This is a genomic window from Cohnella sp., from assembly GCF_041641335.1.
Classification (GTDB): domain Bacteria; phylum Bacillota; class Bacilli; order Paenibacillales; family Paenibacillaceae; genus Cohnella.
Map to the genome: position 1 here is coordinate 16,535 of NZ_JBEPYQ010000042.1, position 26,484 is coordinate 43,018.

General features: G+C 57.6%; 20 protein-coding genes and 1 riboswitch. Of the genes, 1 reads left to right on the top strand and 19 read right to left on the bottom strand.

Translation table 11 applies throughout. The features are described 5' to 3' along the window. Positions 1–165: 165 nt before the first annotated feature. The 16 genes from ACESLM_RS15250 to ACESLM_RS15325 form a co-directional block, all read right to left on the bottom strand. Positions 166–1,515: an NCS2 family permease gene (locus tag ACESLM_RS15250; RefSeq protein WP_372632436.1), complete on the bottom strand. Its 1,350-nt coding sequence runs from the start codon at positions 1,513–1,515 to the stop codon at positions 166–168. Positions 1,516–1,645: 130 nt separating this feature from the next. Continuing rightward, positions 1,646–1,746, bottom strand: a riboswitch (purine riboswitch). Between the two features lie 1,033 nt (positions 1,747–2,779). Then, positions 2,780–6,907, bottom strand: coding sequence for an S-layer homology domain-containing protein (locus ACESLM_RS15255; RefSeq protein ID WP_372632437.1), 4,128 nt, complete (start codon positions 6,905–6,907; stop codon positions 2,780–2,782). A gap of 441 nt (positions 6,908–7,348) precedes the next feature. Continuing rightward, positions 7,349–7,720 carry a hypothetical protein gene (locus ACESLM_RS15260; protein ID WP_372632438.1) on the bottom strand — a complete coding sequence of 124 codons (372 nt, stop codon included), beginning with the start codon at positions 7,718–7,720 and terminating at the stop codon, positions 7,349–7,351. Positions 7,721–7,757: 37 nt separating this feature from the next. Next, positions 7,758–8,549 carry a hypothetical protein gene (locus ACESLM_RS15265; protein WP_372632439.1) on the bottom strand — a complete coding sequence of 264 codons (792 nt, stop codon included), beginning with the start codon at positions 8,547–8,549 and terminating at the stop codon, positions 7,758–7,760. A gap of 206 nt (positions 8,550–8,755) precedes the next feature. Beyond that, positions 8,756–9,310 (bottom strand): hypothetical protein, encoded by a 555-nt coding sequence (locus tag ACESLM_RS15270; protein WP_372632440.1) that lies wholly within the window; start codon positions 9,308–9,310, stop codon positions 8,756–8,758. Between the two features lie 84 nt (positions 9,311–9,394). Further along, a complete protein-coding gene (gene guaA / locus ACESLM_RS15275; RefSeq protein ID WP_372632463.1) occupies positions 9,395–10,915 on the bottom strand; it encodes a glutamine-hydrolyzing GMP synthase in 1,521 nt (506 codons plus the stop codon). 135 nt (positions 10,916–11,050) lie between these two features. Continuing rightward, positions 11,051–11,857 carry an ABC transporter ATP-binding protein gene (locus tag ACESLM_RS15280; protein WP_372632441.1) on the bottom strand — a complete coding sequence of 269 codons (807 nt, stop codon included), beginning with the start codon at positions 11,855–11,857 and terminating at the stop codon, positions 11,051–11,053. 56 nt (positions 11,858–11,913) lie between these two features. Next, on the bottom strand, positions 11,914–13,173 hold the full coding sequence (locus tag ACESLM_RS15285; protein ID WP_372632442.1) for an MFS transporter: 1,260 nt from the start codon (positions 13,171–13,173) through the stop codon (positions 11,914–11,916). Positions 13,174–13,250: 77 nt separating this feature from the next. Then, positions 13,251–13,958, bottom strand: coding sequence for a FadR/GntR family transcriptional regulator (locus ACESLM_RS15290; protein ID WP_372632443.1), 708 nt, complete (start codon positions 13,956–13,958; stop codon positions 13,251–13,253). A 69-nt stretch (positions 13,959–14,027) separates the two neighbouring features. Next, positions 14,028–14,579: a thioredoxin-dependent thiol peroxidase gene (gene bcp / locus ACESLM_RS15295; protein ID WP_372632444.1), complete on the bottom strand. Its 552-nt coding sequence runs from the start codon at positions 14,577–14,579 to the stop codon at positions 14,028–14,030. Positions 14,580–14,831: 252 nt separating this feature from the next. Continuing rightward, complete coding sequence (locus ACESLM_RS15300; protein WP_372632445.1) at positions 14,832–16,340, bottom strand: xylulokinase; 1,509 nt, start codon at positions 16,338–16,340, stop codon at positions 14,832–14,834. 4 nt (positions 16,341–16,344) lie between these two features. Continuing rightward, positions 16,345–17,166, bottom strand: a complete 822-nt coding sequence (trpA, locus tag ACESLM_RS15305; protein ID WP_372632446.1) for a tryptophan synthase subunit alpha — start codon at positions 17,164–17,166, stop codon at positions 16,345–16,347. After that, positions 17,163–18,122 (bottom strand): ABC transporter permease, encoded by a 960-nt coding sequence (locus ACESLM_RS15310; protein WP_372632447.1) that lies wholly within the window; start codon positions 18,120–18,122, stop codon positions 17,163–17,165. The genes trpA and ACESLM_RS15310 overlap by 4 nt, the downstream gene beginning before the upstream one ends. Then, the gene (locus ACESLM_RS15315; RefSeq protein WP_372632448.1) at positions 18,115–19,632 is read right to left on the bottom strand and encodes a sugar ABC transporter ATP-binding protein; all 1,518 of its coding nucleotides are present in this window, start codon (positions 19,630–19,632) and stop codon (positions 18,115–18,117) included. Before ACESLM_RS15315 ends, ACESLM_RS15310 begins: the two co-directional genes overlap by 8 nt. 60 nt (positions 19,633–19,692) lie before the next feature. Then, complete coding sequence (locus ACESLM_RS15320) at positions 19,693–20,619, bottom strand: sugar ABC transporter substrate-binding protein (protein ID WP_372632449.1); 927 nt, start codon at positions 20,617–20,619, stop codon at positions 19,693–19,695. 57 nt (positions 20,620–20,676) lie between these two features. Next, the gene (locus ACESLM_RS15325) at positions 20,677–21,648 is read right to left on the bottom strand and encodes a sugar-binding transcriptional regulator (protein WP_372632450.1); all 972 of its coding nucleotides are present in this window, start codon (positions 21,646–21,648) and stop codon (positions 20,677–20,679) included. 526 nt (positions 21,649–22,174) lie between these two features. On the opposite strand from ACESLM_RS15325, the gene ACESLM_RS15330 reads away from it, so the two are divergent. After that, positions 22,175–23,782, top strand: coding sequence for an alkaline phosphatase family protein (locus tag ACESLM_RS15330; RefSeq protein WP_372632451.1), 1,608 nt, complete (start codon positions 22,175–22,177; stop codon positions 23,780–23,782). Here the strand turns inward: ACESLM_RS15330 and ACESLM_RS15335 are convergent. Genes ACESLM_RS15335 through ACESLM_RS15345 form a run of 3 tightly spaced genes read right to left on the bottom strand, consistent with a single transcriptional unit; the run spans position 23,779 to position 26,460 of the window. Beyond that, complete coding sequence (locus ACESLM_RS15335; protein ID WP_372632452.1) at positions 23,779–24,576, bottom strand: ABC transporter permease; 798 nt, start codon at positions 24,574–24,576, stop codon at positions 23,779–23,781. The two genes, ACESLM_RS15330 and ACESLM_RS15335, sit on opposite strands and share 4 nt — an antisense overlap. A 4-nt stretch (positions 24,577–24,580) precedes the next feature. Then, on the bottom strand, positions 24,581–25,375 hold the full coding sequence (locus ACESLM_RS15340) for an ABC transporter permease (RefSeq protein WP_372632453.1): 795 nt from the start codon (positions 25,373–25,375) through the stop codon (positions 24,581–24,583). Further along, positions 25,372–26,460: an ABC transporter ATP-binding protein gene (locus ACESLM_RS15345; protein WP_372632454.1), complete on the bottom strand. Its 1,089-nt coding sequence runs from the start codon at positions 26,458–26,460 to the stop codon at positions 25,372–25,374. The genes ACESLM_RS15340 and ACESLM_RS15345 overlap by 4 nt, the downstream gene beginning before the upstream one ends. Positions 26,461–26,484: the final 24 nt, after the last annotated feature.

Consider the following 26,484-nt stretch of genomic DNA (forward strand, 5'->3'; position numbering starts at 1 on the left):
CAGGGGGAACTGTCAAACAAAGACGAACGCTGTCATAGAGAAATAATATTAATGTTCGTGTTTTAGTCCAAATCGATCCAATTAAAACCCCGCCCCACCTCCGTCGGTTCGGAAGTGAAGCGGGGTTGGTCTATGTCATGAGCCGCGAGCGGCCCACAAACGCGATTATTCTCCGCCTACGAATACGTAGCGCGCGATAACGATGAAGAACAGCACCCACATGAGCCAGTGGATTTTGTGCTTTTTGTCGCCGGCCAGGTTCGCTACGAACGCCAGCAGCACGTAAGCAACGATTCCGAACGAGATCCCGTTCGCGATGTTGTAAGTGAACGGCATGATCGTAATCGTCAAGAATGCTGGAATGCCGACCACGAGATCCGTGAAGTCGATTTCCTTAACCGATTGAACCATGAGTACGCCGACGATGATGAGCGCCGCGCTCGTTGCCGGACCGGGAATGAGCAGCGCGATCGGAAGCAGGAATAGCGCCAGCAGGAAGAATACGCCCGTCGTAACGGCGGTGAGACCGGAACGTCCGCCTTCGGCGATGCCCGCGGAGCTTTCCACGTAGGCCGTTACCGTACTCGTGCCGAGCATCGCGCCGCCGCTGACCGCAATGGAATCCACGAACATCGCTTTGCCGACTTTTTTGTTGCCTTCTTCTTTATTTTTGAAAAATCCGGCTCTGTTGGCCGTACCGACCAAAGTTCCGAAAGTATCGAACAACTCAACGAAAGTAAACGTCGCGATCGCCGTCAGCAAGCCCGTCGTCAGCAGATCGGTGAAATCCATATGCCAGAAGTTCAGCTCGCCGAAGTCCGGAGCCCAGCTAGCGCCCTTAAGCGTGCCGAAGTCGACCAGACCGACGCCCGGAATCGCCCCGATCAGCGTGATGATCAGCATACCGATCAGAATCGCGCCTTTGACGCGCAGCACCATGAGCAGACCGATGATGCCGAGACCGACGATCGTCAGCCATACGCTCGGATTTTCCAGATGTCCCATCGTCAGCAGCGTGCCGCCGTCTTCGAACGTGATGATCGACATCAGGCCGCTGTTTTTCATGCCGACGATCGCAATGAACAAGCCGATACCGACCGTAATCGCATGCTTAAGCGCGTCCGGAATGGCCACGATTAAGATTTGCCTGATCTGCGTGACCGTAAGTATGAAGAAGATAATACCCGAAATAAATACAGCCGCCAAACCCATCTCGGGGGTGATCGGACTTCCCGTTGCCTGGGATGTCACGATCGTCGTCGCGAAGAAGGCGTTAAGCCCCATGCCCGGAGCGAGCGCGACAGGGAAGTTGACGAACAAGCCCATCGCAATCGTGAAAATACCGGCCGCCAGAGCGGTCGCGAGGAAGACGGACGTGAAGCTCAGTCCCGCTCCCGATAAAATGCCTGGGTTAACGACTAGAATGTAAGCCATCGTCATGAAGGTCGTAATCCCTGCCATGATCTCCGTGCGTACGTTCGTTCCCAGTTCCTTCAGCTTAAAGAAACTTTCCATGTCTCCATAAACTCTCCCTTCAAAATTTGAATGAATTGGAACCAAACTAAACATACAAAAAACCTAGAAGACTTCCCTTCTAGGTTCCGCACAACCGGGAAAAGCATTCCAAAGGACGAGCTCCGCCCTCCGGCTTGTTTTCCCTTTTCGTAGACAGATCATTTGCGGTGACCTCGTAGAGACTCCCGAGCCGATTCCCGGGATTATACGAAAAGATTATTCAGTTGTTTGTCCATTCCATATTCTAGGTCGAAAGCCCTCCCCTGTCAACGATTATTTACGTATAATTGGCGACAGTAAGCGGATGCAATGTTCGGGATTTACATTCTTTTCCGCCCGAACAACGTCGAATCTTCCATTGAAAACGAAAACAAAACAAACACTGGGCAAAAAACTACGTCTGACCCATTGACATCCATCGGATTACTGGAGTCTCTCGGAGTAAAGAATGTACGAAAATAGAGATTGTTTTTTTCGTCACGGCTTGCCCATCGAAGTTGCTCGCGTAACGGTCCGACAGACCGTTAGGGGCAGTCATTTGCTCCGATTCACTCGCGTAACGGTCCGACAGACCGTTAGGGGCAGTCATTTGCTCCGATTCACTCGCTTAACGGTCCGACAGACCGTAAGTGGCGGTCATCCGCTCCGATTCACTCGCTTAACGGTCTGGCAGACCGTTAGTAGCAGTCATTTGCTCCGATTCCCTCGCCTAACGGTCTGGCAGACCGTTAGGGGCATTCATCCGCTCCGATTCCCTCGCTTAACGGTCCGACAGACGTTAGGGGCATTCATCCGCTCCGATTCACTCGCTTAACGGTCTGGCAGACCGTTAGGGGCATTCATCCGCTCCGATTCCCTCGCTTAACGGTCTGGCAGACCGTTAGGGGCATTCATCCGCTCCGATTCACTCGCTTAACGGTCTGGCAGACCGTTAGGGGCATTCATCCGCTCCGATTCACTCGCTTAACGGTCCGACAGACCGCAAGGGAATTCGCCTTGCGAAGACCATTCCATTGGGTGTGTGCTCATGTGCGTTCATTGGTCCGTCGCAGAAACGCAAAGCCGAAGATAGAAAAAGAGAGCATGCGTCACCCGGAGATCGCCTCATACGGCCCTGAAATCACACCTTGACGGGTCTGCCCGTTCGGATTTCAGGACCGTACAGCTATCGGCAGGAGATACATGCACTCTAGTTTTATTGATCGACAATTTTGCAGGAGTCTGTTCAGATGGCTTAGGGACAGCCCCTGGATACGCTAGGCGTTTACGATTCGAATAAGGCGACGATCAGCTTGACCGCTTCCGCGCGGGTTCCGTTCGCCAGCGGACGGAACTTGCCGTTCCCGCTGCCGCTCGCAAGCCCCAGCTCGTGCGCTTTCGCCACGGCCTCCTTCGCCCACGCCTGCGCGCCGCGCATATCGGAGAACGGATTCTCACCCGTGCTCTTGACAGCTTTGCCATGCAGCGTCTCGTAGGCTCTCACGATCATGACCGCCATCTCCTGGCGGGTAATTTTCGCGGCCGGCCGGAAGGTGCCGTCGGACGAGCCGGTTACGAGACCGGATTCCTTCGCGGCGGCTACCGCTTCCGCATACCACGCGCCCTGGGCCACGTCGGCAAAACCGGCCGGGCTCGCGGCTTGAAGCCCCAGCTCCCGGACGAGCATCGCCGCGAATTCGGCGCGCGTCACCTCGCGGTTCGGCGCGAAACGCTCCCCGTCGACGCCTTCGACGCCCCGGCTGGCGGACAACTGCGCCACGTACTCGTAAGCCCAGTGCCGAGCCGGCAGATCGACGTAGCTCATCCGGTAGTCGAGCAGCATGTAGGCGCGTCCGCTGACGAACGGCACCACCGTTCCGTCAGGCGTTCTCTTGCCCTTCACGTACGAAGCCGTTCCGTCGGCAAGCATCTCGTACAAGCCCGTCAGCTTGCTCGCTTTCGGCAAAGTCAGGGTGAAGCTCGCAGGAGCGGTCGCCTTCGAGCGCTTGCCGTCTTCCTTCACGATTGATACTTCGACCCGGAATGCCGCCCCGGCCGGACTAAGCTTCGCCTTTTCCTTCGCCTGGGCTTTGCGCGCGAGCTCGGAAGAGGAGTCCGCGCTTTCGACTTTGACTTCCAACGCGAGCTCGTCCTTGCCCCCGAGCCCCGCGGCCGCGGCGCGAAGCTGCTCGGGGCTTAGCTTAAGCACCGTTGAACCGCCAACATTCAGCGCGAGTCCTCCCGACGAGAGCACGTCTCCCGCGTTCGCCGGCAATCGAACCTCGTTTCCTCCGTTCCCGATCGCGATCGTAAGCGTCCCTTCTTGGCGCGCTTTCGTCCATTCGGCTTCCGTCGGCACGCGAACGGGCAACCCGGACTCGCCGGCGGAAGCATCCGGCTTCGCCGCCGGCGTATCTCCTCCCGAAGGGCCGCCCGGGGACGACGGATTGTCGGTCGAAGCGTCTCTCTTCACAATGACGTAGTCGTCCACCAGCTCGCCGTTCTCCGTACGGGCTTGAATGCGAATCTCGTCGCGCTTCACTTCGATCGCGGAGTACACGGCGACGTCGTCGTCATACATGAAATCCAAATAATCGTACAGCGCGCCGTCATAGAACTTCCAGCCCGCAGCTCCTCCGCCCAGATAGACCGTGCCCTTTTCCCCGGCCGCCTGCGGCTTGCCCTGCTTCATCGGATAGGTATGCGCGTATACATGGTCGTGTCCGACCAGAACGAGATCGACGCCCATTTCCTCCAGGATCGGCGCGAAATAGGTTCGCGTATACTCGATCGTATTGCCCCGTCCGTCCTCGATATGGTAGGCCGGCTTGTGAAACATCGCGATCGTCCACTTCTTGCGGTTCTTCTGCAGATCCTCTGTCAGCCACTCCGCTTGCTTGGCCATCTCCTCTTCGGTCGCCTCGGAATTAAGGGAGATAAAATGGGCGTTCCCGGCGTCGAACGAATAGGCGAACGCCTTGTGGCCTTCGGGCCCGTTGTCCGGATGAGCCATCGCCTTATCGAAAATATACCTTCCCCCGTTCTTCACGTCATGGTTCCCCATCGCGTAGCCCGAAGGCACGGAGGCGCCGTAACCGGACGCCGCTTCCCAGAAGCGGTTCCACTCGTTCAACGCTCCGCCGTTGTCGACCAGATCGCCCCCGTGCAGAACGAATTGCAGGTTCGGATAAGTCGCGAAGGCGTTGTTCATCAGCTTCCGGTAGATTTCCAGACCGTTGTCTTCCTTGGTGTGCGAGTCGGTGACGAAGGCAAACGCGACCGTCCGGTTTTCCGGAGCGTCGGCCGTCTTGTAAGCATACCAAGGGCTCCAATATCCTTCATGGCCGACCCGGTACTGATAAGTCGTTCCCGGCTCCAGTCCGCTTACGAACGCTTTGTGAAAACGGATCTCGCCCAATTCGCCGTTCTCCTTCTTGCTGGCCAATTGCAGCTGCGAAGCGGCCGCTTGTTCCTTCGGCGCGACGTTCTCCGCAGGCGGTTGTTCGCCTTTCACGTATTGAATCGAGGTCTGCAGAACTCCCGGGGCCGTCTGCCAGCCGACGTTCATCATCGTTCTCATATCCACGCTTACGTAAGCATGCACGTACTCCGGCTCGTTCCCGCCCAATTGGGGAACGACGGTCCACTTCATCCGTTCGCTGATCGCGTTGCCCTTCGCCGCTTGAACGGACCACGTCCCGATGCCGAGGGTGGCAAGCGCCGTGCGGATCCGACCGTTTCCGTCCGTCAACCCCAGCCCCTGCGTCAGATCGTGCAGCTCAACGTGGGTTTCGTTTACCCACCCCGTTCCGGCGCCGTCGGGCAGGAAGACTTTCACGTATCCGGACGCCGCCCCCGACGCCGCGAACAACCGCTGGCCTTGCCGCAATTGAGCTTTAGCTGCCGACGCCGCGTCCGGGTTCGCGTAAACCGTCGTTTGCGCAGAGGTCACGGAGGCGTAAGCCTGGGGACCGTCCGGGTCCGTAAACTCGATGCGGGCTCCCGCTACGGGCGCTCCCGACCGATCCTTCACCGTAATGACGCTTTCCGTTCCCAGCGATGTGCCTTCGATACCCAGCTCGTAGGCGAACGTGACCCGATAGTTCACCGGGGCGGCATACGCGGCGACGGACGAGCCGTCTCCGTAGCCGAAGCCGCCTTCGGTCATCCGGAGCTTCTTGAACGTTTCGCCGCGCTCCATCTTGGCGCCGGGGTTGACTTCGAATTCGAGGCTCGCCAGCGGATGGACCGAAGCGCCGGCCAGTCCGGAAGCCTTAAACTCTACGAATCCCCCGTCATTGTCGATGTTCGCCTGAACGCCGGTCAGCTCCTCCCGTGGAACCACGTTCCGGGCCTGGAGCGTTGCGGGGTCGAACTGCAGCGTCGCGTAGACGCTGTCCGCGACGCTGATGTCCCGCGCATACAATTGGACGAGATAAGGCACTCCGCTCATCGCTTCCGGGGGAGCGGACAACGCCAGACGCTCCCCGTGCTCAATCTGGAACGAATAGTCGATCCGTGCCGGATTGCCTGCGTAATCCCGAACCTCCGCCACCGCCTCATGGTAGCCTCCGCCAAGCGCCGCCCCGAACTGGAAGACGCCGATGCCGTTCTCGTACGATGTCGGAGCGAAAGGCCGGCCGTCGATCGTCAGCCGCAAAGACGCCGGATCGATGCCGGTTCCAAGGTCGGAAGCCGTCAGCGAAACCTCCGACACCGGCGCGTTAACCGTCTGGTCTGGCGCGGGGTAGAGGGCCGTAAGAGTCGGCACCGTCATGTCCTCGTCCGTCGGATCGTAGATGAGCCGGATATCGTCGACCCAGATCGAGCCTTTGTTTTTCTTGCCGATATCCCTTTGCTTCATCTGCAGGAACAGCTCCAGCACGAGCGGAGCGGGCTTTCCCTGCTCGATATCCACTTCGAGATAACGCCAGCCCGTCCAATCGATGCCGACGCTCTCGTCCGCATAATGCTCCATCTCGAACGACTTGTTTTTTCCGTCGCGGAACTTGGTCGTCAACAGATGGCCGTCGTTGTTTCCGTACACCCACATGCCGATTTTTTTCGGATAGCCTTGGATCGGCATCGTATTGGGAACGGCTCCGATCGAAATCTGGGACGGATTGTCCACGATCCCGATCATGTCGTAATCCAGGCGCGCAGAGTAGGAGCCGCTGCGAACGTATTTCGGGTTCGACTCCAGCGACAGGCTGCCGTCATACACCCGCTTCATCTCCAGCCGGACTTTGCCCAGGCCGTTCTCGAAATCCTCCAACAGAATAATGCCGGAAGGAACCGGCTCCGCATAAGCCGTACCCGATCCGATGACGGCTTGCGGCATATACGGCGCAAGCATGGCCAACGACAACATAACGGCGAATAATTTAACGAACAAGCGACTTTGCGACTTCACTGACCTTCACGCTCCTCTGATTATCCAAAGCTGATGATTGCAGTGGACGAACCACCATTTACCATCGTAGCGCCCCTTTGTTACCGCTGAATCAGCCCCGTGTAAACCGAACTTTTATTTCGTTTCCGTCCTCCTGATTCCGGAACACAAAAAAACCTCCAGCGGCTGGAGGCAGTGCGTATATCGGATTTTGGGCAAAGCGGATTCGGCTCGATCCGCTCAGTGCCGTAGACGACTTACTAGTCTAAGGCGGAAAAACCGCGTTAAAAGTGCTGCTGCACTTTTTTCGGGGCGAATAAGGCGGGTAATCCGCTTTAATTCCGTAAAATCGCTTATTCTGAAAAAATAAGCCCGGTTTTCCTTCTTAAATCGCTCATTTTCGCTCATTTTGTAGAATTAAGGTGGATTTTCCGCTTTATCGCGGCTCTCTTCAAATGAAGTTTATTCAATTGCTACCAATTTCCACTTTTTGTTTTTAACGTCCGAATCATTTTTTACCTTGTTCAATTCGTTGAACAGTCGTTCGAAATTCGCATTGATGGCTTCGAATTTCGCATCTATCGAATCGAATTTTGCATCCATCGAATCGAATTTCGCATCCATCGCTTCGAACTTGGCATCCATCGAATCGAATTTTGCATCTATCGCCTGAAATCCTGATCTCATTTCCTGCCGCAATTCCTTAACTTCTTCCCTTACTTCCTCGATTGCAGAAATTGCTTTTCCGTTCTTTTGGAGAAGTTGCGTTGTCATTTCTCCTGTTTGTTCTGTTGTACGCTTCAATTCATCAATTTGCGCTTGAACCGACTCCATTTTCTCCCCCCTCAATTGTCCAGCAGATGATTAGCGCTTAACCGCCAAACTTATGGAATGTGATGTAATTATCATGGCTATTGATAATTTGCTTGATGACCGGAAACTCTTCTTTCATCTTTCTTGTATCTGATTTTACATCTTCAACATCGTTTTTAACGTTCGCTACTTTGGCAATTAATTGCGTACCGATTTCATTGCTTTGCCTGGTCAAGCCTTCGAGACGATCAAAACGTTCATCCATCTTTCCGAACTCTTTTTGAAATCCGTCAAGACGTTCGCTCATCTTTCCGAATTTCCCCGGCAGCCCCTCGAGATGATCAAGACGCTTATCCATCTTCTCAACTTTCCCGTCCAACCCGTCAAGACGCTTGTCCATCTTCTCAACTTTCCCGTCCAACCCGCCAAGACGCTTATCCATCTTCTCAACTTTCCCGTCCAACCCGCCAAGACGCTTATCCATCTTTTCAACTTTCACGTCCAACCCGTCAAGACGCTTGTCCATCTTTTCAACTTTCACGTCCAACCCGTCAAGACGCTTGTCCATCTTTTCAACCTTCACGTCCAACCCGTCAAGGCGTTTATTCATCTTTCCAAACTCCGCGCTCAGCTCTCCGAATTTCCCTTCCAACCCCTCAAGACGATCAAGACGCTCGTTTACCTTACCGAACTCTTTTTGAAATCCGTCAAGACGCTCATTCACCTTGCCAAACTCTCCATGCAATCCTTCGAGCAGCGCTTTTAATTCCTCGATGTTCTCTCCCCTCCAATCCGTTATTTTTCCTATTGCTTTGATGTGTGTCCGAATCTCTTGATATAACCTCATCATATCGTAAAATTGCAGCCCCGAGCAACAATTCGGCCTTGATTTTAATCTAAAAAGACTCCCCTCTCATGTATTGAATTGTTCAGCTTTAGAAAAAAACAAGACACCTTAACCGATTTTTCGGTTAGGTGCCTTGTTTGTAAAGATTCCCGAGCCAATTCCGGGGATCAGTTGCTTTTACATCATAAATTCAGTTTTGGGCAATGCGACTATTTGGCAATCCGATTGACTTCACCGTTCAAAAACCATGTTCGCGTTCCGTCGGAATCCGTCTTCGAATCGATGTGCAGATATACCGCGCTGCCGTCAAATTTCTCCCAGAATAGAATGACACGATCTTCGGATGGACTGATCAAAGCGCCGGGATAAAGATCGCCCTTCTGCAATTCCGACTTCCTCTGATCGCTGAAAAGCGCTTCGTTAAAGGTCGACACTTCTTGATCCGGCAAGCCGTTCGTTACTTCCAGGTCGAGATCTCCGCTGCTGACCAACTTCCAATCCTTTACAGGAATAATGTCGCTCAGCTTATCGGCAACCCCGTTCCAACTACTGAGCAGCTTCTCAGCCACCTCCGGATACATTTTCTGCTCATCAGCAAAGGAAGGATGAACATTGTAATAGAGTTTGCTTTCTTTCACGCGTTCTTGATAAGAATCGCGTTCAGTTCCTGCGTAGCCGATTTGTGTTAATGCGAACAAGATAGCTGCGCATCCCAATGCAAGCACGAACCATTTCAACCATTTTTCTTTAGAAATTGTCATCATAACAAAACCTCCGGAAATCCGTCTGATATTATTCAGACGATTTTCGGAGGGAAATGTTCTCTATTTCAGTAAAATTTATTCAACTTACTCCCACTCAATCGTAGCAGGAGGCTTGGACGTAATATCGTAGACGATCCGGTTGACGTTCTGCACTTCGTTGACGATGCGGTTGGAGATTTTCTCCAGCACGTCGAACGGAATGCGTGCCCAGTCGGCGGTCATCCCGTCGATCGACGTGACGGCGCGGATGCCGACGGTGTGGGAGTAGGTGCGTCCGTCGCCCATCACCCCGACGCTCATCATGTTCGGGAGCGCCGTGAAATACTGCCAGATCTCGCGGTCCAATCCGGCCTTGGCGATCTCGTCGCGCAGGATCGCGTCGGACTCGCGGACAATTTCCAGCTTCTCCGGCGTCACTTCGCCGAGGACGCGGATCGCAAGCCCCGGACCCGGGAACGGCTGACGCATGACGATCGCTTCCGGCAAGCCGCATTCCGCGCCGACTCTGCGCACCTCGTCCTTAAACAGCGTCTTCAGCGGCTCGATCAGCTTAAACTTCATATCCTCCGGCAGGCCGCCGACGTTGTGGTGCGACTTGATCGTCTGCGCCGTCGCCGTGCCGCTCTCGACGATGTCGGTGTACAGCGTGCCTTGCGCCAGGAACGTGAAGTCGTCGAACTGCGCCGACTCCTCCTCGAAGACGCGAATGAAGTCGTTGCCGATGATTTTGCGTTTTTTCTCCGGATCTTCCACGCCCTTCAGATTGCCGAGGAACCGTTCGCTGGCATCGATCTTCACGACGTTCATGCCGAACTTGCCGACGAACGTCTCCATGACGCTCTCGGCTTCGCCTTTGCGCAGCAAACCGTGGTCGATGAACATGCAGGTGAGCTGGTCGCCGATCGCCTTGTGAATCAGCACGGCGACGACCGAGGAGTCTACGCCGCCGGACAGCGCGCACAGCACCTTCTTGTCGCCGACTTCGGCGCGAATATCGCGTACCATATCGTCAATGAACGACCCCATCGTCCAATCGCCGCGGCAGCCGCAGACGCCGAACAGGAAGTTGCGAATCATCTCATTGCCGTGCACGGAGTGGCGAACCTCCGGGTGGAACTGAACGGCGAAGAACTTGCGGTCCGGGTCGCTCATCGCCGCTACGGGAGCGTGCTCCGTGCTGGCGTCGACGCGGAAGCCGGCGGGAAGCTCCGTCACGTGGTCCCCGTGGCTCATCCATACGGTCTGACGGCCGTCCAGCCCTTGCACGAGCGCCGAGCCCTCCGCGAAATCGATGTCCGATTTTCCGTACTCGCGTTTGTGGGCCGGCTCGACTTTGCCGCCTTGCTGATGCGTGATGAGCTGCATGCCGTAGCAGATGCCGAAAATCGGCACTCCAAGCTCGTATACCGCAGGGTCGACCATGGGAGCTCCTTCCGCGTACACACTGGCCGGTCCCCCCGAGAAAACGATCCCCTTAGGGGCAAGCTCGCGAAGCTTGTCCGCCGGAGTATTAAAAGGAAGCAATTCGCTGTAAACGCCCAGGTCGCGAATACGTCTGGCGATCAATTGGTTGTACTGTCCGCCGAAATCGAGTACGACGATCATTTCATGCTGGTTGTTAGTCACTGGTTAAACCGAGCCCCTCTCAATCAATTGAAGCTATTATAGCTTTGCGGCTTAGACAGCGTCAAGGAGAAGGGGGCTCGCTTCCGAAGCTGCCGATGGATCGACGTTTGTTCGTTAATCGAGCTCACGATGGGGCTCCTGTCCCGTCCATGTCAGGATCGCGCGTTCGTTATGCCAATGCACGGAAATGCCGGTTTCGAAAAATTCGGTCAAAATCGTTTCCGTCAGCACGTCCTTCGTCTTGCCCGCGCGGAATACTTCCCCTCTGCGCATCAGCAGACAGTGGCCGAAGATCGGCACGATTTCCTCCGTATGATGCGTAACGTAAACGAGGGTCGGCGCGTCGGGCCGCCGCGCAAGCCGCTCGATGCTAAGGAGCAGCTGCTCCCGAGACATGAAATCGAGTCCGTTGCAGGGCTCGTCCAGAATAAGCAGCTTCGGCGACGCCATAAGCGCTCTGGCAATGAGCAGCTTCTGCTTCTCTCCCTGCGAGCAGGTCTGATACGCCCGGTCGATCAGATGCGAGCAGCGCAGCTGTCCCATGAGCTCGATCGCGTATTCCTCGTCTTCCTTCGTCGGCTTATCGTACAGCCCGATTGAGGCGAACTTGCCGCTCAGCACGACCGACTGCGCCTTGTCGCCGGCGGACAGCCTTTCCTGCAGAGAAGAGCTGACCCAGCCGATGGACCTGCGCAGCTCGCGCAGATCGATGGTGCCGAATTGATTTTCGAAGACGCTGACCTTTCCTTTAGTTGGCCATAGATAGCCGTTGATCATGTTGAGCAGCGTTGTTTTGCCGGAGCCGTTCAGCCCCAGAATCGCCCAATGCTCCCCTTTGTTCACCGTCCAGTCGACGTTATGAAGCAGCGTCTTCTGGTCTCTTCGCCACGACAGGTTATCGACTTCGATGACCTTCTTCATTTGTCGTTCCCCCTTCATCAACACCGCTCCTTGCAGCGGGCAAGCGCTCCGGATTTTTATGCTTTGGCAACCGACGGCGACGGATCGGATGGGGCGGACAGCGCGCGAAGCTTGCGATCCGTAGGCAGGAATGCGGCCAGCAAGCCGAGCAGCGGCAAATAAGCGCACACTTGAATGACCAGGTCGATGCCGGACGCGTCCGCTACCTTCCCGAGCACGGCCGAGCCGACTCCGCCAAGTCCGAACGACACTCCGAAAACAAGCCCGGAGACCGTGCCGACTTTATTCGGCAGCAGCTCCTGTGCGTAGACGACGATGACCGAGAAGCCAGACATTAAAATAAATCCGATAAAGATGCACAAAACGACCGCCCAAAGCACGCTGTGGACATAAGGAAGCAGCAGAGAGAACGGAGCCGTGCCCAGGATCGAGAACCAAATCATGTTGCGCCGTCCCAGCCTGTCGGCCAGCGGCCCGCCGAAAAACGTCCCCGCCATGCCGGCGAACAGCAGAGCGAACAAAATCAGCTGCGCCTGATCGACCGAGATGCCGAAACGATCGATCGCATAGAACGAATAGAAGCCCGTCATGCTGGCGACATATACGAATTTGGAGAACAGCAGCATCAGCAAAATAATCAGTGAGACGCCTACGATCGCCCCTCTTGCGCCGACAGGACCGGATGCCGCTTCCTCCTTGGCTGGCTTCGGGCGAGCGATTAGATTGGCCTTATACCAATGAGCGACCTTCGTCTGAATGATCAAGGCGACGATTGCCGCGATCGCGAACCAGGCGATGCCTTTTTGCCCGAGCGGGACGAAAATCAATGCGGTCATCACCGGCGCAAGCGCCTGCCCCATATTGCCGCCGACCTGAAAAATCGATTGCGCCAGTCCGCGCCTGGTGCCCGCGGCCAAATAAGCGACCCGCGACGATTCCGGATGGAGCACCGACGAGCCGATCCCGATCAAGGTAACGGCAAGCATGATAAAGAGGAAGGACGGCGCAAATGCAAGCCCGACAACCCCCGCCAAGGTGAACAAAATGCCGATAGGCAGCAGATACGGCTTCGGCCTCGTATCGGTATACAGGCCGATCAACGGCTGCAGAATCGAAGCGGTCATGTTCAGCGCAAAGCCGATCAAGCCGATCTGCGAAAACGACAAGTTAAGCGACTCGTGCAGAATCGGGAACATGGCGGGTACGACGGACTGGATCGCATCATTCAATAAGTGCACGGAACTAATCATGAACAGGACGGAAAATACGGTCATGTGTCGGGCTTGCTGCCCGGCGCTTGCTGTCGTGGAGCTCATTTTGGCATCATCCTTACGTTTATCTTTGAACTAAACATCTTATCATCTGATGTTTAATGACAAACCACGAGACGAGGTTAGTTCGTCTCGCCAAACAGTTCTTCCAGCGTGCCCTTCAAATAGCGGGACGCGCTTGCTACCGCCGCCGCCGCATCGCGGTCGCGAATGCTTTCATACAGCCGGATATGCGCCTCCGTCTGCGGATTATGCCCTTCGGGGTTGGCGAAAATCGTAGCCAGCGTCTCGCGAATGAATACGGAGAAGGTTTTGTACAGATCGATGACGACCGCGTTTTTGCTTGCGATGGCTACCGCGATATGAAAACGGATGTCGGCCTCGATATACGTCTGGATGTCGTCGTTCGCCAAAGCGTGATTTCGCGTGTCCAAATGCTCCTTGATCGCCGCGAGATCGTCCTCGTCCCGGCGCTCCGAGGCAAGCCTGGCAATCTCCAGCTCCATCATCTGCCGAACCTCGTACACTTCTATGATCTCCGCTCTTCGCAGCCTGCTGTCCAACGGCTCCTGAATCGCGGCGACACGCTTCAGGTAGGTGCCGAAGCCCTGCTTCTTCTCGAGCAGCCCGGCGTGAACGAGTACGCGCACGGCTTCGCGAATCGTGGATCGGCCCACCCCGAACTGCTCCATCAGTTCCGGCTCAGTCGGGATTTTATCCCCTTCCTTCAGCTCTCCTCCGGAAATTTTCTTCTGAAGCTGAGCGACGACGTCATCCACGAGCTTCGTGCGGTTTAAGGTCCGAAATGAAACCTTCGACCTCAAATTCATCTGATCATCTCCTGTTAAGAGGATTCTATCACATGGCGTCTCCGCCGGCTACCGTTAAATTTCGAAGCCTTACTCTCCCGCAAGAGCCCGCTTCACGTTATCCGCGTGTCCTTTGACTCGAAGATTGCGCCATTCCTGCGCCAGCTTGCCCTGTTCGTCGATCAGAAACGTAGAACGTACGATTCCCATATAGGTTCTGCCGTACAGCTGCTTCTCCTGCCATACCCCGTACAGCTCGCAGACGCGATGCTCCGGGTCCGACAGCAGCAGGAACGGAAGCTCGTACTTCTCCGTAAACTTGTAGTGCCTCTTGAGCTCGTCCGTGCTAATGCCGAGAACGACGGCGTTCAAGCCTTCATACTCGGATGCAGCGTCCCGGAAATCGCACGCTTGCTGCGTACAGGCCTGCGTCATATCCTTCGGGTAAAAATAAAGCACGACCTTGCGGCCGCGATAATCGCTTAGTCTGATCGAGCCTCCGTTCGTGGCGGGAAGCTCGAAGTCCGGGGCCAGCTTCCCGAGCTGCGATTGCGCGTACTGTGGCTGCGTCTGTTCCTGCAGCTTCTGCTTTTGCTGCTGTTTGGGCTGCTTCTGCTCCATTTGCTGCTGTTGTTTCGTCATATTTCAAGCTCCTTCGCGACAACTTATCCTTTCTATTATAGTATACGGAACCAGTACGGGCGAATTTGCTGCGACGTGCGCAGCAGTCTTCGAGAGATCCCGGGGCCAACAATTGGCCTTGGCATTACGCCTCCGCCCCGACGAAGCCTTGGGCCCGAGACCCGCGCGCGGAGCCGCACGCCGAACAGCCCGGGCCAAGCCGGCAGCCCCGATGGGACCGGCTGTGCTCCGGGCTGAATCCGCGGCTAAGCCTCACTCCACGAACAAAGGAGAGACCGCCGGATAAATCCGCTCGTACTTCTTGTATTGGCGGTCGTAATAGGCGCGCAGCGTTTCGTCGGGCGCGTATACGACCGCTTCCTTCAAGCCCTTGAAAATCTGCCCGAGCGACGAGTAGTCCCCGCTCCAGCCCGCATGGCGGAAGCCGAGCGCGGCCGCGCCAAGGGAGGGCAAAAATTGTGAGTCCTTCGGAACGGCCAGCTCGCAGCCGAACACGTCGGCCATGATCCGGCACCAAGCCTTGCTCTTGGCGCCGCCGCCGATCAGCGTCACGCGCCGGCCGCCGCCGGACTCCTTCGGCGTCACCAACTCCAGCACCTGACGCATCGAAAACGCCACGCCCTCCAGCACGGCCGCGCCCATCCGCTCGCGCGTCGTCGTCGGCTTCAGGCCGATAAAGCAGCCGGAAGCGTTCGCGTCCTGCACGGGGCAACGCTCGCCGTTCAGATACGGCAGGAACAGCACATCGTCCTTGCCGCGCTCCGTCTGCTCCACGCCGCGGTCGAACATCTGGTAGGACATCAGATCGCCCGTACGGCCGCTTCCGGAGCCGAACGCGCCGACCGCCCACTGATGGGCGCTCCCCGCGTTGGACAGGGGAGCGATCGCGATCTGCCTTCCTTCCTCTACGTAAGCGAGGTTAAACGCGCCGCTCTCCACGTCGATGTAGCCCGAGGAAGCGCCGGCGACCCAACCGGTCGTGCCGACGTAGGCGTACACTTCGCCTTCCTCGTATACCCCTGCTCCCAGCGTGGCCGCGCCGGCGTCTCCGATGCCGCACAGCACCGGAGTGCCCTCGGCAAACCCCGTTTCAGCCGCTCCCTGCGCCCCGATATTCCCAACGATGCTGTCCGAAGGCGCGATCCGGGGCATTTTGCCGGCGTCCACGCCGTAGCGTTCCAACCAATCGCCGACCCAGCTGCGAGCGCGCGCATCCATGCAGCCCGTCGTCGCGGCGGACGTCGGATCCGTCACGCACTCTCCCGTCAGGCGCGCGATCACGTAATCTTTGGAGCTGACCAAGAAGCTGCGCGCCGACCGAAACGTCTCCTCTTCCCGCTCCTTCAGCCACAGAATCTTCGGGAAAGTGAGCGATCCGTCCATATGGTTCATCGTCCGCTCGTGAATCGCCTGCTCCCCCAGCTCCGACAGCAGCCTGTCCGACTGCACGGAAGCCCGGCCGTCCGAATACAGGATGGCGGGACGCAGCGGACGGAGCTCTTCCCCGACCGGAATGCAGTCCTGCATCTGCCCGCTGAATGTCAGCAGCCCGATGTCCTTGGCCTTGATGCCGACCTTGAACCACGAGGCCGCGATCTGCTTGACCGCGTCGTACCACTGCTCCGGGTCCTGCTCCACGTAATCTCCGTGGCGAATCACCTTAAGCTCTATGTTTTTTTCGAGAAAAATGCCGGCATCGTCGGTGACCAAAATGCCCTTCACGTTCGTCGTGCCGATATCGAACGAAGCCATGTATCTCATCTGCTCATCCCCTTGTCGAGGAGCCCAACGTCTCCAGTTTCATCTCCGCCACCAGCCGGTACAAATAGTCCTTCTCCCTGTTCTCGCTGCGGCTGACGAGAACGGAGCCGACGACCGCCCCGTCGAAGCCGCCCCGAATCGCCTGCCCGACCAACTCCGGCGAACGAAGACCGAACCCGGCGACGACAAGACCGCGAGTCAGATGCGGACGAATCCGGTCGCACAGCGCGGCCAAGCCTTGAACGCTGGCCATCGGATCTCCCGTCGTCCCGGAGTACGATTGGGCGTAGATGATCGTCGCCCCGTCGCACACTTCGCGAATCGTCGCCTCGTCCATGCCGCTGTTGATAAACCGGATCACGTCGACTCCGGCCGCAGCGACTTCCTCCTGAATGCGGATTTGCTCCTCCAGCGAGCAATCCGGCAGCACCAGCGCGTCGATCAGCTTCTCTTCGATCAACCGGCGGTACAGCCCCTCTTCGACGAGCTCGTTGCGGTAACCCATCGCCCAGATCGGCCGGGACACGTCGCGGCGGACTCTCCGCCACAGGTCCATCAGGCCTTCCGAGGCTGCGGCTCCCGCATCAAGCGCTCGCTTATGCGCGCGCTTGATCACTTCGCCGTCGATAAACGGGTCGGGGCTCGGCACGCCCAACTCGATGATGTCCATGCCGGCCAAAGCGCTGGCTTGAATCATTTCGTAAGACTCCTCGATTGCCGGGTCGCCCGCTACCAAGTACCCGAGAAGCAGCGCTTCTTCCCTCTCCTTGGCTGTGCGGTAAGCCTCTACGTTGAATGGGCTGTGCAATTTCAGAGTTCGAATCATGATTTTCCACGTCCCAGCTTCTGCATTAGAACGGCCGCGATGACGATGCATCCCGTAATGACGTCCTGCATAAACGTAGGCACTTGGAGAATCGTCAGCCCGTTGGCCAAGATGCCGATAATGGCCGCGCCGACGAAGGTGCCCCAGATGTTCGGCACGCCTTCTTTAAAGGAAGTCATGCCCAGGAATGCCGCCGCGTAAGCGGACAGGAACAAACCATCCCCTCCCGTCGGATGCGCGGACCCGAGCCGGGATGCCATCAGGATGCCGGTCAGGGCGGCCAGCATGCCGCACAGCGCGAACGCCAGGTTTTTGTTCCAGGCGACGCGCACGCCCGCCACGCGGGAAGCGGATTCGTTGCCGCCGATCGCGTAAAGCTTGCGACCGAAAGACATATGGGACATCACGTACCAGAACAGAACGGCGACCAGAATCATAATAAAGGATAACACCGGAATACCGGCCCATTCGGTCTGTCCGAGATAACGGAAGCCGTCCGGAATGTTCTCGAATACGGTGGCGCCTCCGGTCAGCCGGAAGTTAAGCCCTCCGAGGATCGTCCCCATCGCCAGCGTCGTAATGAAGGAGAGGACGCGGAAGCGCGTCACGATCCAGCCGTTAATGAAGCCGATGACGAACGCGACTGCCATCGGGGCCACGAACGCCAGCCAGATCGGGTAGCCCGCGACCGCCATCTGCGCGGCGAACACGCCGCCGAAGCTGGCGACCGCGCCGACTGACAGGTCGAACTCGCCTACGGCCATGACCAGCGTAGCTCCCAGGGCGATAATGACCAGGAAGGAAATTTGCCGGCTAATATTGATCGCGTTGTCGATCGTCATGAACGACTCCGGACTCAACGCGGAAAATGCCAGAATAATCAGTAGTCCCGCTGCGACCGTGCCGTAAGTGCGAATCAGTCGCACGTAAGAAATGCCGGAACGCGTTTCAACCATGGGGTTCACTTCCTTTTCCGTGACTGTAGCAATATCCGAGCACCTGCTCGGACGTTACGCCGTCGTTGTCCAATTCGGCTACGATGCGGCTGTCGTGCAGGACGTACAAGCGGTCGGCGATGTCCAGCACCTCCTGCAAGTCGGAAGAGACGAACAGGACGCCGCAGCCTTTGTCTGCCTGCGCCTTGAGCAGGCGGTGAATCTCCTCGCGCGTCATGACGTCGACGGCCTGCGTCGGCTCGTCGCACAGGAACAGCACCGGGTCCGACAGCAGCGCCTTGGCGAACACGACCTTCTGCTGGTTGCCGCCGCTGAGCTGCCCGACCGCCTGCTCCGAGCCCGCCGCCTTGACGTTCATTTCCTGCATCCAGGAGCCGACTGTCGACCGCTCCTTGCGCGAGCGCAGCTTCAGCCATCCCGAGAAACGCTTCAGCACGGGCAGCGTCATATTCTCGCGAATCGACATGCCCAGCACCAGCGCGTCGCGCTTGCGCTCCTCTGGAATCAGCACGACGCCGTTGTCCAGCGAACGTCTCGGGGTAGCAGAAGCGATCGTCTTGCCCGCTACGGCGATGCTGCCGCCCGCCGACTCCCGGAGTCCATAGATCGTCTCCAGCAGTTCCGTCCGTCCGGCTCCCGCCAGTCCGAATAGGCCGACGATCTCGCCCTTTCGCACGTTCAGACTCGTTTCCTTCACCTTGCCGTCCTTCGTCGAAAGTCCGCTCAGCTCGAGCACTTTTTCTCCCGACGCCCGGTTTCCCGATCTCTTGTGTCCCTTCTTCACCTCGGCGTTGCTCATAAGACGGATCAACCGCTCCTTGTCCGTCTCCGCGGTGCGGAGCGTGTCGACCCGTTGACCGTTGCGGAATACGGTGATCCGGTCGGACAGACGGAAAATTTCGTCCATCCTGTGGGAAACATACAGAATGGCCGTCCCCTGCGCGGTCAGTCGGCCGATCAGGGCGAACAGCTTCTCCGCTTCCTGGTCGGTCAGCGAGGCCGTCGGCTCGTCGAGAATGAGCAGCTGGCATTCCAGCATCATCGCGCGTAAAATTTCCAGCATCGTCTTCTCCGGGGGAGACATCCGGTCGGCGGTCTTGTTCAGGTCGATCTCGACGCCGAAGTCGCTGCGAATCTGCTCCGCGCGCCGCTTCATCTGCTTCCAGTTGACGCCGATGCGCGACTTGTTCGTCGGGTATTCCAGTCCGACAAACAGATTTTCGTAGCCGGTAAAAGAAGGAACGAGGTGGCGGTCCTGGTGCACGACGTTGATGCCGATTTGGCGGGATGCGCCGGGATCCGGGATGTCGACCTGCCGCCCTTTCCATTCGACGGTGCCGGCATCGAGCGCGTACACTCCGGTCATGATTTTAATGAACGTCGATTTGCCCGCCCCGTTCTCTCCGACGAGCGCATGCACTTCGCCCGCTTCGATCTCGAAGCTGACGTCGGCGAGCGCGTAGTGCTGGCCGAACACCTTGTCGAGTCCTGCTACTTTCAGTAGGGTCAATGGGAACCCTCCTTGCTCTACGAATTGAGCAAAGCGGCTTTCGCCGCTCTGCCTCTGGTATTAGCCGTTGTCTTTCGTAATCAGGCTGGCCGGAGCGTACAGCTCCGTGCCTTCGGCCGGCTGGCCCGCGAACACGAGCTCCATCTGCTTGACGACGAGCTCGGTCATGCCCGTGAAGTTCTGCTTCACCGTCGCGACGAGCGGAGAGCCCTTCTTGATCATGTCGACCGCTTGGCTGTTGCCGTCGATGCCGGTCACGACGATGTCCTTGCGTCCGGCCGCTTCGATCGCTTGCGCCGCGCCGATCGCCGCTTCGTCCCAGCCGGCCCATACTGCGGTAATCGAGCCTTCGGCCTTGTTGGAGAGCAGCAGGCTTTCCATTTGTTTACGAGCGTTCTCGATCGGTCCCGGCACTTCGACTTGCTGCTCCGTTACTTTGGAGATATTCGGCTTGTCTTTCAGCAGATCGTCCAACTGCACGGTGCGGGCGAGCACGCCCGGGTGCGGACGGTGAGTCAGAATAACGAGCTTGCCTGCGTCCCCGATCGTCTGGAACAGATGCTCGGAGATCAGCTTGGACATTTCCTTGTTGTCGCTCGTCGCGTTCATGACCATGCCTTCGATGTAGCCAGAGTCGGCTCCGAATACCGGAATGCTCTTGTCCTTCGCGCGCTGGATCTGGCTCTTCAATTGGTTCGGATCCGTGCTGACAAGCACGATCGCGTTGGTCTTGGAAGAGATGACGTCCTCCATCCGGCTGGCCAGCTGGCCCATGTCGCCTTTCGTGTCGACGACGTTCGCTTTCCAACCTTTGTCCGCCGCCTGCTTCTTGAGCGATTCGACCATCTCGTTTGTCGTAACGGACGACAGGTACGGCGTCAGGATGGAGATCGTCTTCGCGCCGTCCTTGCCTCCGGATTTGCCTCCGCAAGCCGTCAGAGCGACGGCCAATAGAAGCGCTGTCATAATTAAGAATCCTTTTTTCATAGTGAACTTCCCCCTTGGTATAGGTGAAAATGGATGGATTGCCGCATCCCCGCCCGCTTAGCGGACGGGATGCTTCTTCTGCCAGTCGAGCAGTCCCTTGGCGGTGTCCATGTCGGTGACGAGCACGTCCATGCATTTGCCGCGCAGGGCGGCGACGATCGCTTCGACTTTATCGTCTCCGGTCGCGACGGCGATTACGTTCGGGATCGCTCTGATTTCGTCGATGGACAGTCCGATCATGCGAGATTCTCCGTTATAGTGAACCCGCTCCCCCGTTTCGTTCAGGAACGAGGTGGAAATGTTGCTCACAGCGCCTTTCCCCCGGACTCCGTTCATCTCCTCGTCGCTGAAGTAGCCCGACTTGACGATGGTGGCCTGGTCGGATACTTGTCCGATCCCGATCAGCGCATGCGATACTTTTTGGGCGGCTTCCAGCACTTTGGCGATTTCCGCTTCGTTCAAAAACAGCTCCCTGGCTTGCGGAGAGGCAACGACGGCCGGAGAATTGAGCAGCAGATGGCGCGCTCTGAACTGCTCCGCGAACACTCTCGCGTTCGTATTGGCGTGCCAAGCTCCCCCGTCCGAGCCGAACCCGCCGATCATCGGCACGAACTGCACTTCCTTGCGTCCGACGAATTGAATTTCGCGGGCGACGGACGCGATCGTGCGGCCGGCCATGATGCCGACGACGTCGCGGTCCTTGATCGCGCTTTCCAGCAACGCCGCGGCCGCTCGGGCGACGTGCAGGTCGATCGTCTGGCGATCCCCGCCCGGCACGTGCACGACGATGACGTCATGGATGCCGAACGTCTCCGCGATCGCTCTCTCGTACGTCTGCTCCTCCGAGTACGGATTGCGAATGCTGATCTGCACGATCCCCTCCGACTTGGCCGCGGCGAGCATCCGGCTGATCTGCGGCCGCGAAATGCCGAGACGCTCCGAAATTTCCTGCTGGTTTAACCCGTCCATATAGTACATCGTGCTGACTTTGACCAGCAGCCTCTTCTTTTCTTGACTTGCTTCAATCACAATGCCCCATGCCCCCTCCCCTTCTGAACATATGTTCATTGTGGAATCTTTGTTCTGAAGTCATCATAGCACGGGTTGTAAGGGGTTGCAAGAACAAATTTTCGATGCGGCTCAGATGTTCAATGTAACCGCTAGCGTATGGTTCGTGCCGATGTAGGACAAACCAATATATGGATTTGCCATTTCCGTTGATCCACGATCCCGCGGTCGCGGCCACGGCTCCGCCAAGGCACTTTCTTGGCCTTGGACCCGCGGGCACGGTTCCGCCAAGGCACTTTCTTGGCCTTGGACCCGCGGGCACGGCTCCGCCAAGGCACTTTCTTGGCCTTGGACCCGCGGGCACGGCTCCGCCAAGGCACTTTCTTGGCCTTGGACCCGCGGCCACGGCTCCGCCAAGGCACTTTCTTGGCCTTGGACCCGCGGGCACGGTTCCGCCAAGGCACTTTCTTGGCCTTCAACCGGCGGCGCTACAGACGAAGGAATGCACTTTTCGAATCGCAAAAATCGTTAAGGTGAGGGGATCGATATGAGGAAATTTGCCGCTTTATGGCTCGCGGCCATGATTTTGGCGGTCGTCGTCGGAGGCTGCTCCGGCAAGGCGGACGGACCGAAGGGACAAGAAATGCTGAGGGCCCGGTCGGCCCGGCCTTCAGGGGCGAAGAAGGTGCTGCTTCTGGTCGCGGATTCGCTGATGTACCAATCTATCGATCTCGGCGTTCGGAGCAATCAGCTCCCTACCTTCAAGTATCTAATCGAGAACGGACAATATTTTAAAGACGTGGTCAGCGCGTTTCCGACGATGTCCGTTACGATCGACAGCACGATCGTGACGGGAGCCCAACCGGACCGGCACCGGATTCCCGGATTGGCCTGGTACTCCGCCGAGGAGAGACGGGTCGTCAATTACGGAACCGGACCGATGGAAGTGTTGCGCACGGGGGCCGCCCAAGTACTGGACGATCTGCTGATCCATCTGAACGGTAAGCATCTGAATGCCGAGCTTCGCACCATTTATGAGGATTTGGCCGCGCGAGGGCTGAAGTCCGGTTCCGTCAACGGTCTCATCTATCGCGGCAAGACCGACCATGCTTTGACCCTGCCCGCCGCCGTCCGCTTGCCGCTCGGCAAGCCGCGAACTCTCGGGATCAAAGGGCCCGATCTGTTTACGTTCGGATTGCTGTCCAACCCGTTGGACGGCATGAAGGAGGTTCCCGACGGAATCGCGAACAAGCTCGGGTTCAGCGACGATTACGCGATCGAAACGGTGCAGTATCTCGTCGAGAACGATCGCCTGCCGGATTTTCTCTACGTGTATTTGCCCGATCTGGATCAACGGCTGCACCAAAAAGGGCCCTCCGATCAGGAAGGCTTGCGCCGGTTGGACGGTCGGCTTCGGAAGCTGCTCCGGGCTTTCGGTTCGGAAGAGGAGGCCAAGAAACGAGCGACGATTATCCTTGCGGGAGACAGCGGGATGTCGCAGATTCATCGCGCTGGAAGCCAGCCCGTCGTCGACTTGACGGAACTGCTGCGGGACTACGCCATTCTGCCTCCCGGACGAACGGCGACCGATCGCGAGCAGATCGCCCTCGCCGTCAACGAAACCGCCGCTTACGTCTACTCCTTAAATTCGGGCCCCTTTCTGGATGAGTTGGCCGAGCGTCTTCATGCCGAGCCCCGAATCGGAATCGTCGCATGGAAGGAGAACGATTGGATTCGGGTCAAGCGCGGCGGCGTCTCCGGGGAACTGAAATTCAAGAAGCAGGGAGATTGGACCGATCCTTACGGCCAGACCTGGTCCTGGCAAGGCAGCCCGGAAGCTTTGGATATGAAGACGGAACGAAAGCGGATAACGTTCGGAGATTATCCGGACGCCCTGCAGCGCTTGTTCTCCTCCCTGCATTCGCATCCCGGCAAATTTCTCGTCGTCACCTCGCTGCCGGGTTACGAGTTGTCGGGGGCCGGTTCTCCGACCCATATCGGCGGAGGCGGGCACGGTTCGCTGCATCGCCTGGAATCCGTGGTGCCCCTGATTATTTACGGCACGGATTCCGCCCCCAACGTTCATCGGCTGGTCGACCTGAAAAGCTATATTCTCGGGCTGTTCCCGGACCGCGCCTCTCCCTCGGTCCGCTAACTCCCCGCCCCGCGATACCGCTTCACGCCGTAGTTCCAGAACGCGACGCCCAGCGTCAGGAAGACGAGGCCGACGACCGGCGTTAGCCACGGCATCCACCACTCCTCCAGGCGCCCCAGGAAATACGACGCGGGGTACACGCCCACAAACGCGAACGGGAGCAGCCACGTCAGCAGAAACTTGATCGTTTTATTGTAGATTTCCACCGGATAGCGCCCGTAGTTCTGAATGTTGTAGATCAGCGGTCCGATCCCCGTCGGCGCGTCCGAATAGAACGAGATCGCCGACATCGCCGTATAGATGCCCATATAGATGAAGCAAGAGCCCATCACCATGACGATCAGCACGAGCGGATCGTACCAGTGGAACGGCAGCCCGAGCGTCGCCCATGAAGAGATCAGAATGGCGAGGCCGACCAAGGCTCCGAACATCGCGGGCGGATCCATGTTTTCCAGCATGACCTGCGTCAAGGAATGCGCCGGACGGGTCAGCACCCGGTCCATCTCTCCTTTGACGATATACCGCTCGCTGAAATTCCAGGCGCTGAAGAACGTCGAGAACACCCCGGAAGCGATCATGAAGTAGCCGTAGACGAACACGACCTCCGCCTCGCTCCAGCCGCCGAGAGACGGCGTATGCAGGAACACGATGAAGATGAAGACGAGGTTCAGCCCGTTAAACAACAGATCCGACAGCACCTCGACCCAGAAATCCGCGCGGTAGCTCAGCTTCGTCTTCATATAGTTGGCCAGATAATCCCGGTACAAGCCCAATGTAAACGCGAATCGGCTCATTTTCTCACCCCCCCTGCACGAACAGCCGGCGCCGCGCCGCGCGCCACACAAGTAGAATCGGCACGATCAGCACAATCGTCCATGCGACCTGCACGAGCAGCGCGTTCCACACGTCGGCCCCCTGGATGCGCCCCGTGAACACCGAGCCCGGCAAATACGTAATCGCCTGAAAAGGCAGCCAGTTCATGATCGATATCGCCCATCCCGGGAAAAAAGCGATCGGAACGACGACGCCGGACAGCAAGTCCACCATAATTCTTTTCATCGACATAATGCCCTGATTGTTCTCGAAGAAGAACGCGCCCAGGCCCGTCAGCAGGTTCAGCTGCGTATTGATCAGAAAGCTGAACCAGATCATCACGAAGAAAACGATCCACTGCATCGGGTCGGTCGGCAGCTCCAGCGGAAAAATAAACGACACGACGATCATCCCCGGAATCATGAACAGCAGCAGGCGGAACAGCCCTTCGCCGAAGCCCTGCATCATTTTCACGAGTAAATAGGAATAAGGCCGGATGATCTGGATCGCCACGCTGCCATCCACGATTTCATTCGAAATTTCCCGGTCCAGGTTGTTAAAATAGAACGCCCGCGCCATCCACGATACAGCCACATAAGTGGACATCTGGATGACCGTGAACCCCTGCAGCGTCTCCGCCTCGCCGAAAATCGCCTTCCACAGAAAATAATACGCCCCGATGTTGATCGCATAGATGACGATGCCGCTGTAATAGTTGACCCGGTAAGCGAGCATCATCAAGAAACGGATGCGGACGAAGTCCAGGTACATGCTCATCATCGTTTGGCCGCCCCCGCTTGAACCGGTTCCTTCTCGGCGGCATCGGGGTCATCCCCGAGGGTCAGGGCCGACAAGTCGCGCGGAGCCTCGGCGCTGCCCGACTGGTAAATCTCGCGCACGATTTCATCCGTGTTCGTCTCGAAAATTTTGATGTCGCTAATGTCAAGACGGCCGACGACTCGGGACAGCACCTCGGAGACGTTCATTTCGCGCGGAATCCACACCTTGGCGGTTAGGTCGTTGTCCAGCGACCAGCGAACTTCGAGCTCTCCGGTCAGCTCGGACACCTTCGCCAGCGTCACCGGGTCGGTAAACTGGAACTGCACCTCGCGCCCTTTGCCCCAGCGCGATTTCAGCTCCTCCAGCCCTCCGTCGTAGATGATCCGTCCGTCGTCCAGCATAATGACGCGCGAGCACAGCGCCTCGATGTCCTGCAGGTCGTGCGTCGTCAGCAGAATCGTCGTGCCCTGCTCGCGGTTGAGCCGCTTCAGAAACTCGCGGATCTCCGTCTTGACGACAATGTCGAGGCCGATCGTCGGCTCGTCCAGAAACAGGATCGAAGGATTGTGCAGCAGCGCCGCCACCAGCTCGCAGCGCATCCGCTGGCCCAGGCTCAGCTTGCGGACCGGCCGGTTGAGCAGTTCCTGCAATTGCAGCGTCTCCACCAGCTCGTCGAGCCTTTTGCGGAAATCCGTCTCGTCCACCCGGTACACTTTTCTCAGCAGCCGAAAGGATTCGATCACCCCGATATCCCACCACAGCTGGCTTCTCTGCCCGAACACGACGCCGATGCCCTGCACGAACTTCTCGCGATCCTTGTGAGGAACGAAGCCGTTCACGAGCAGCTTGCCGGAGGTCGGCACGAGAATGCCGGTGAGCATCTTGATCGTCGTCGACTTGCCCGCTCCGTTCTCGCCGATATAGCCGCAGATTTCGCCTTGGGGAATCTGGAAGCTGATGTCTTTGACCGCGGTCACCTCGGTATGCTCCCGCTTGAACAGATCCTTGAACGCCCCTTTGAGGCCTTCCCGGTTTTTCTGAACTTTGAACTGTTTCCGCAGCTGATGTACGTCTATGGCTAACATGATGAACCTCCTGTAGTCAAGTCG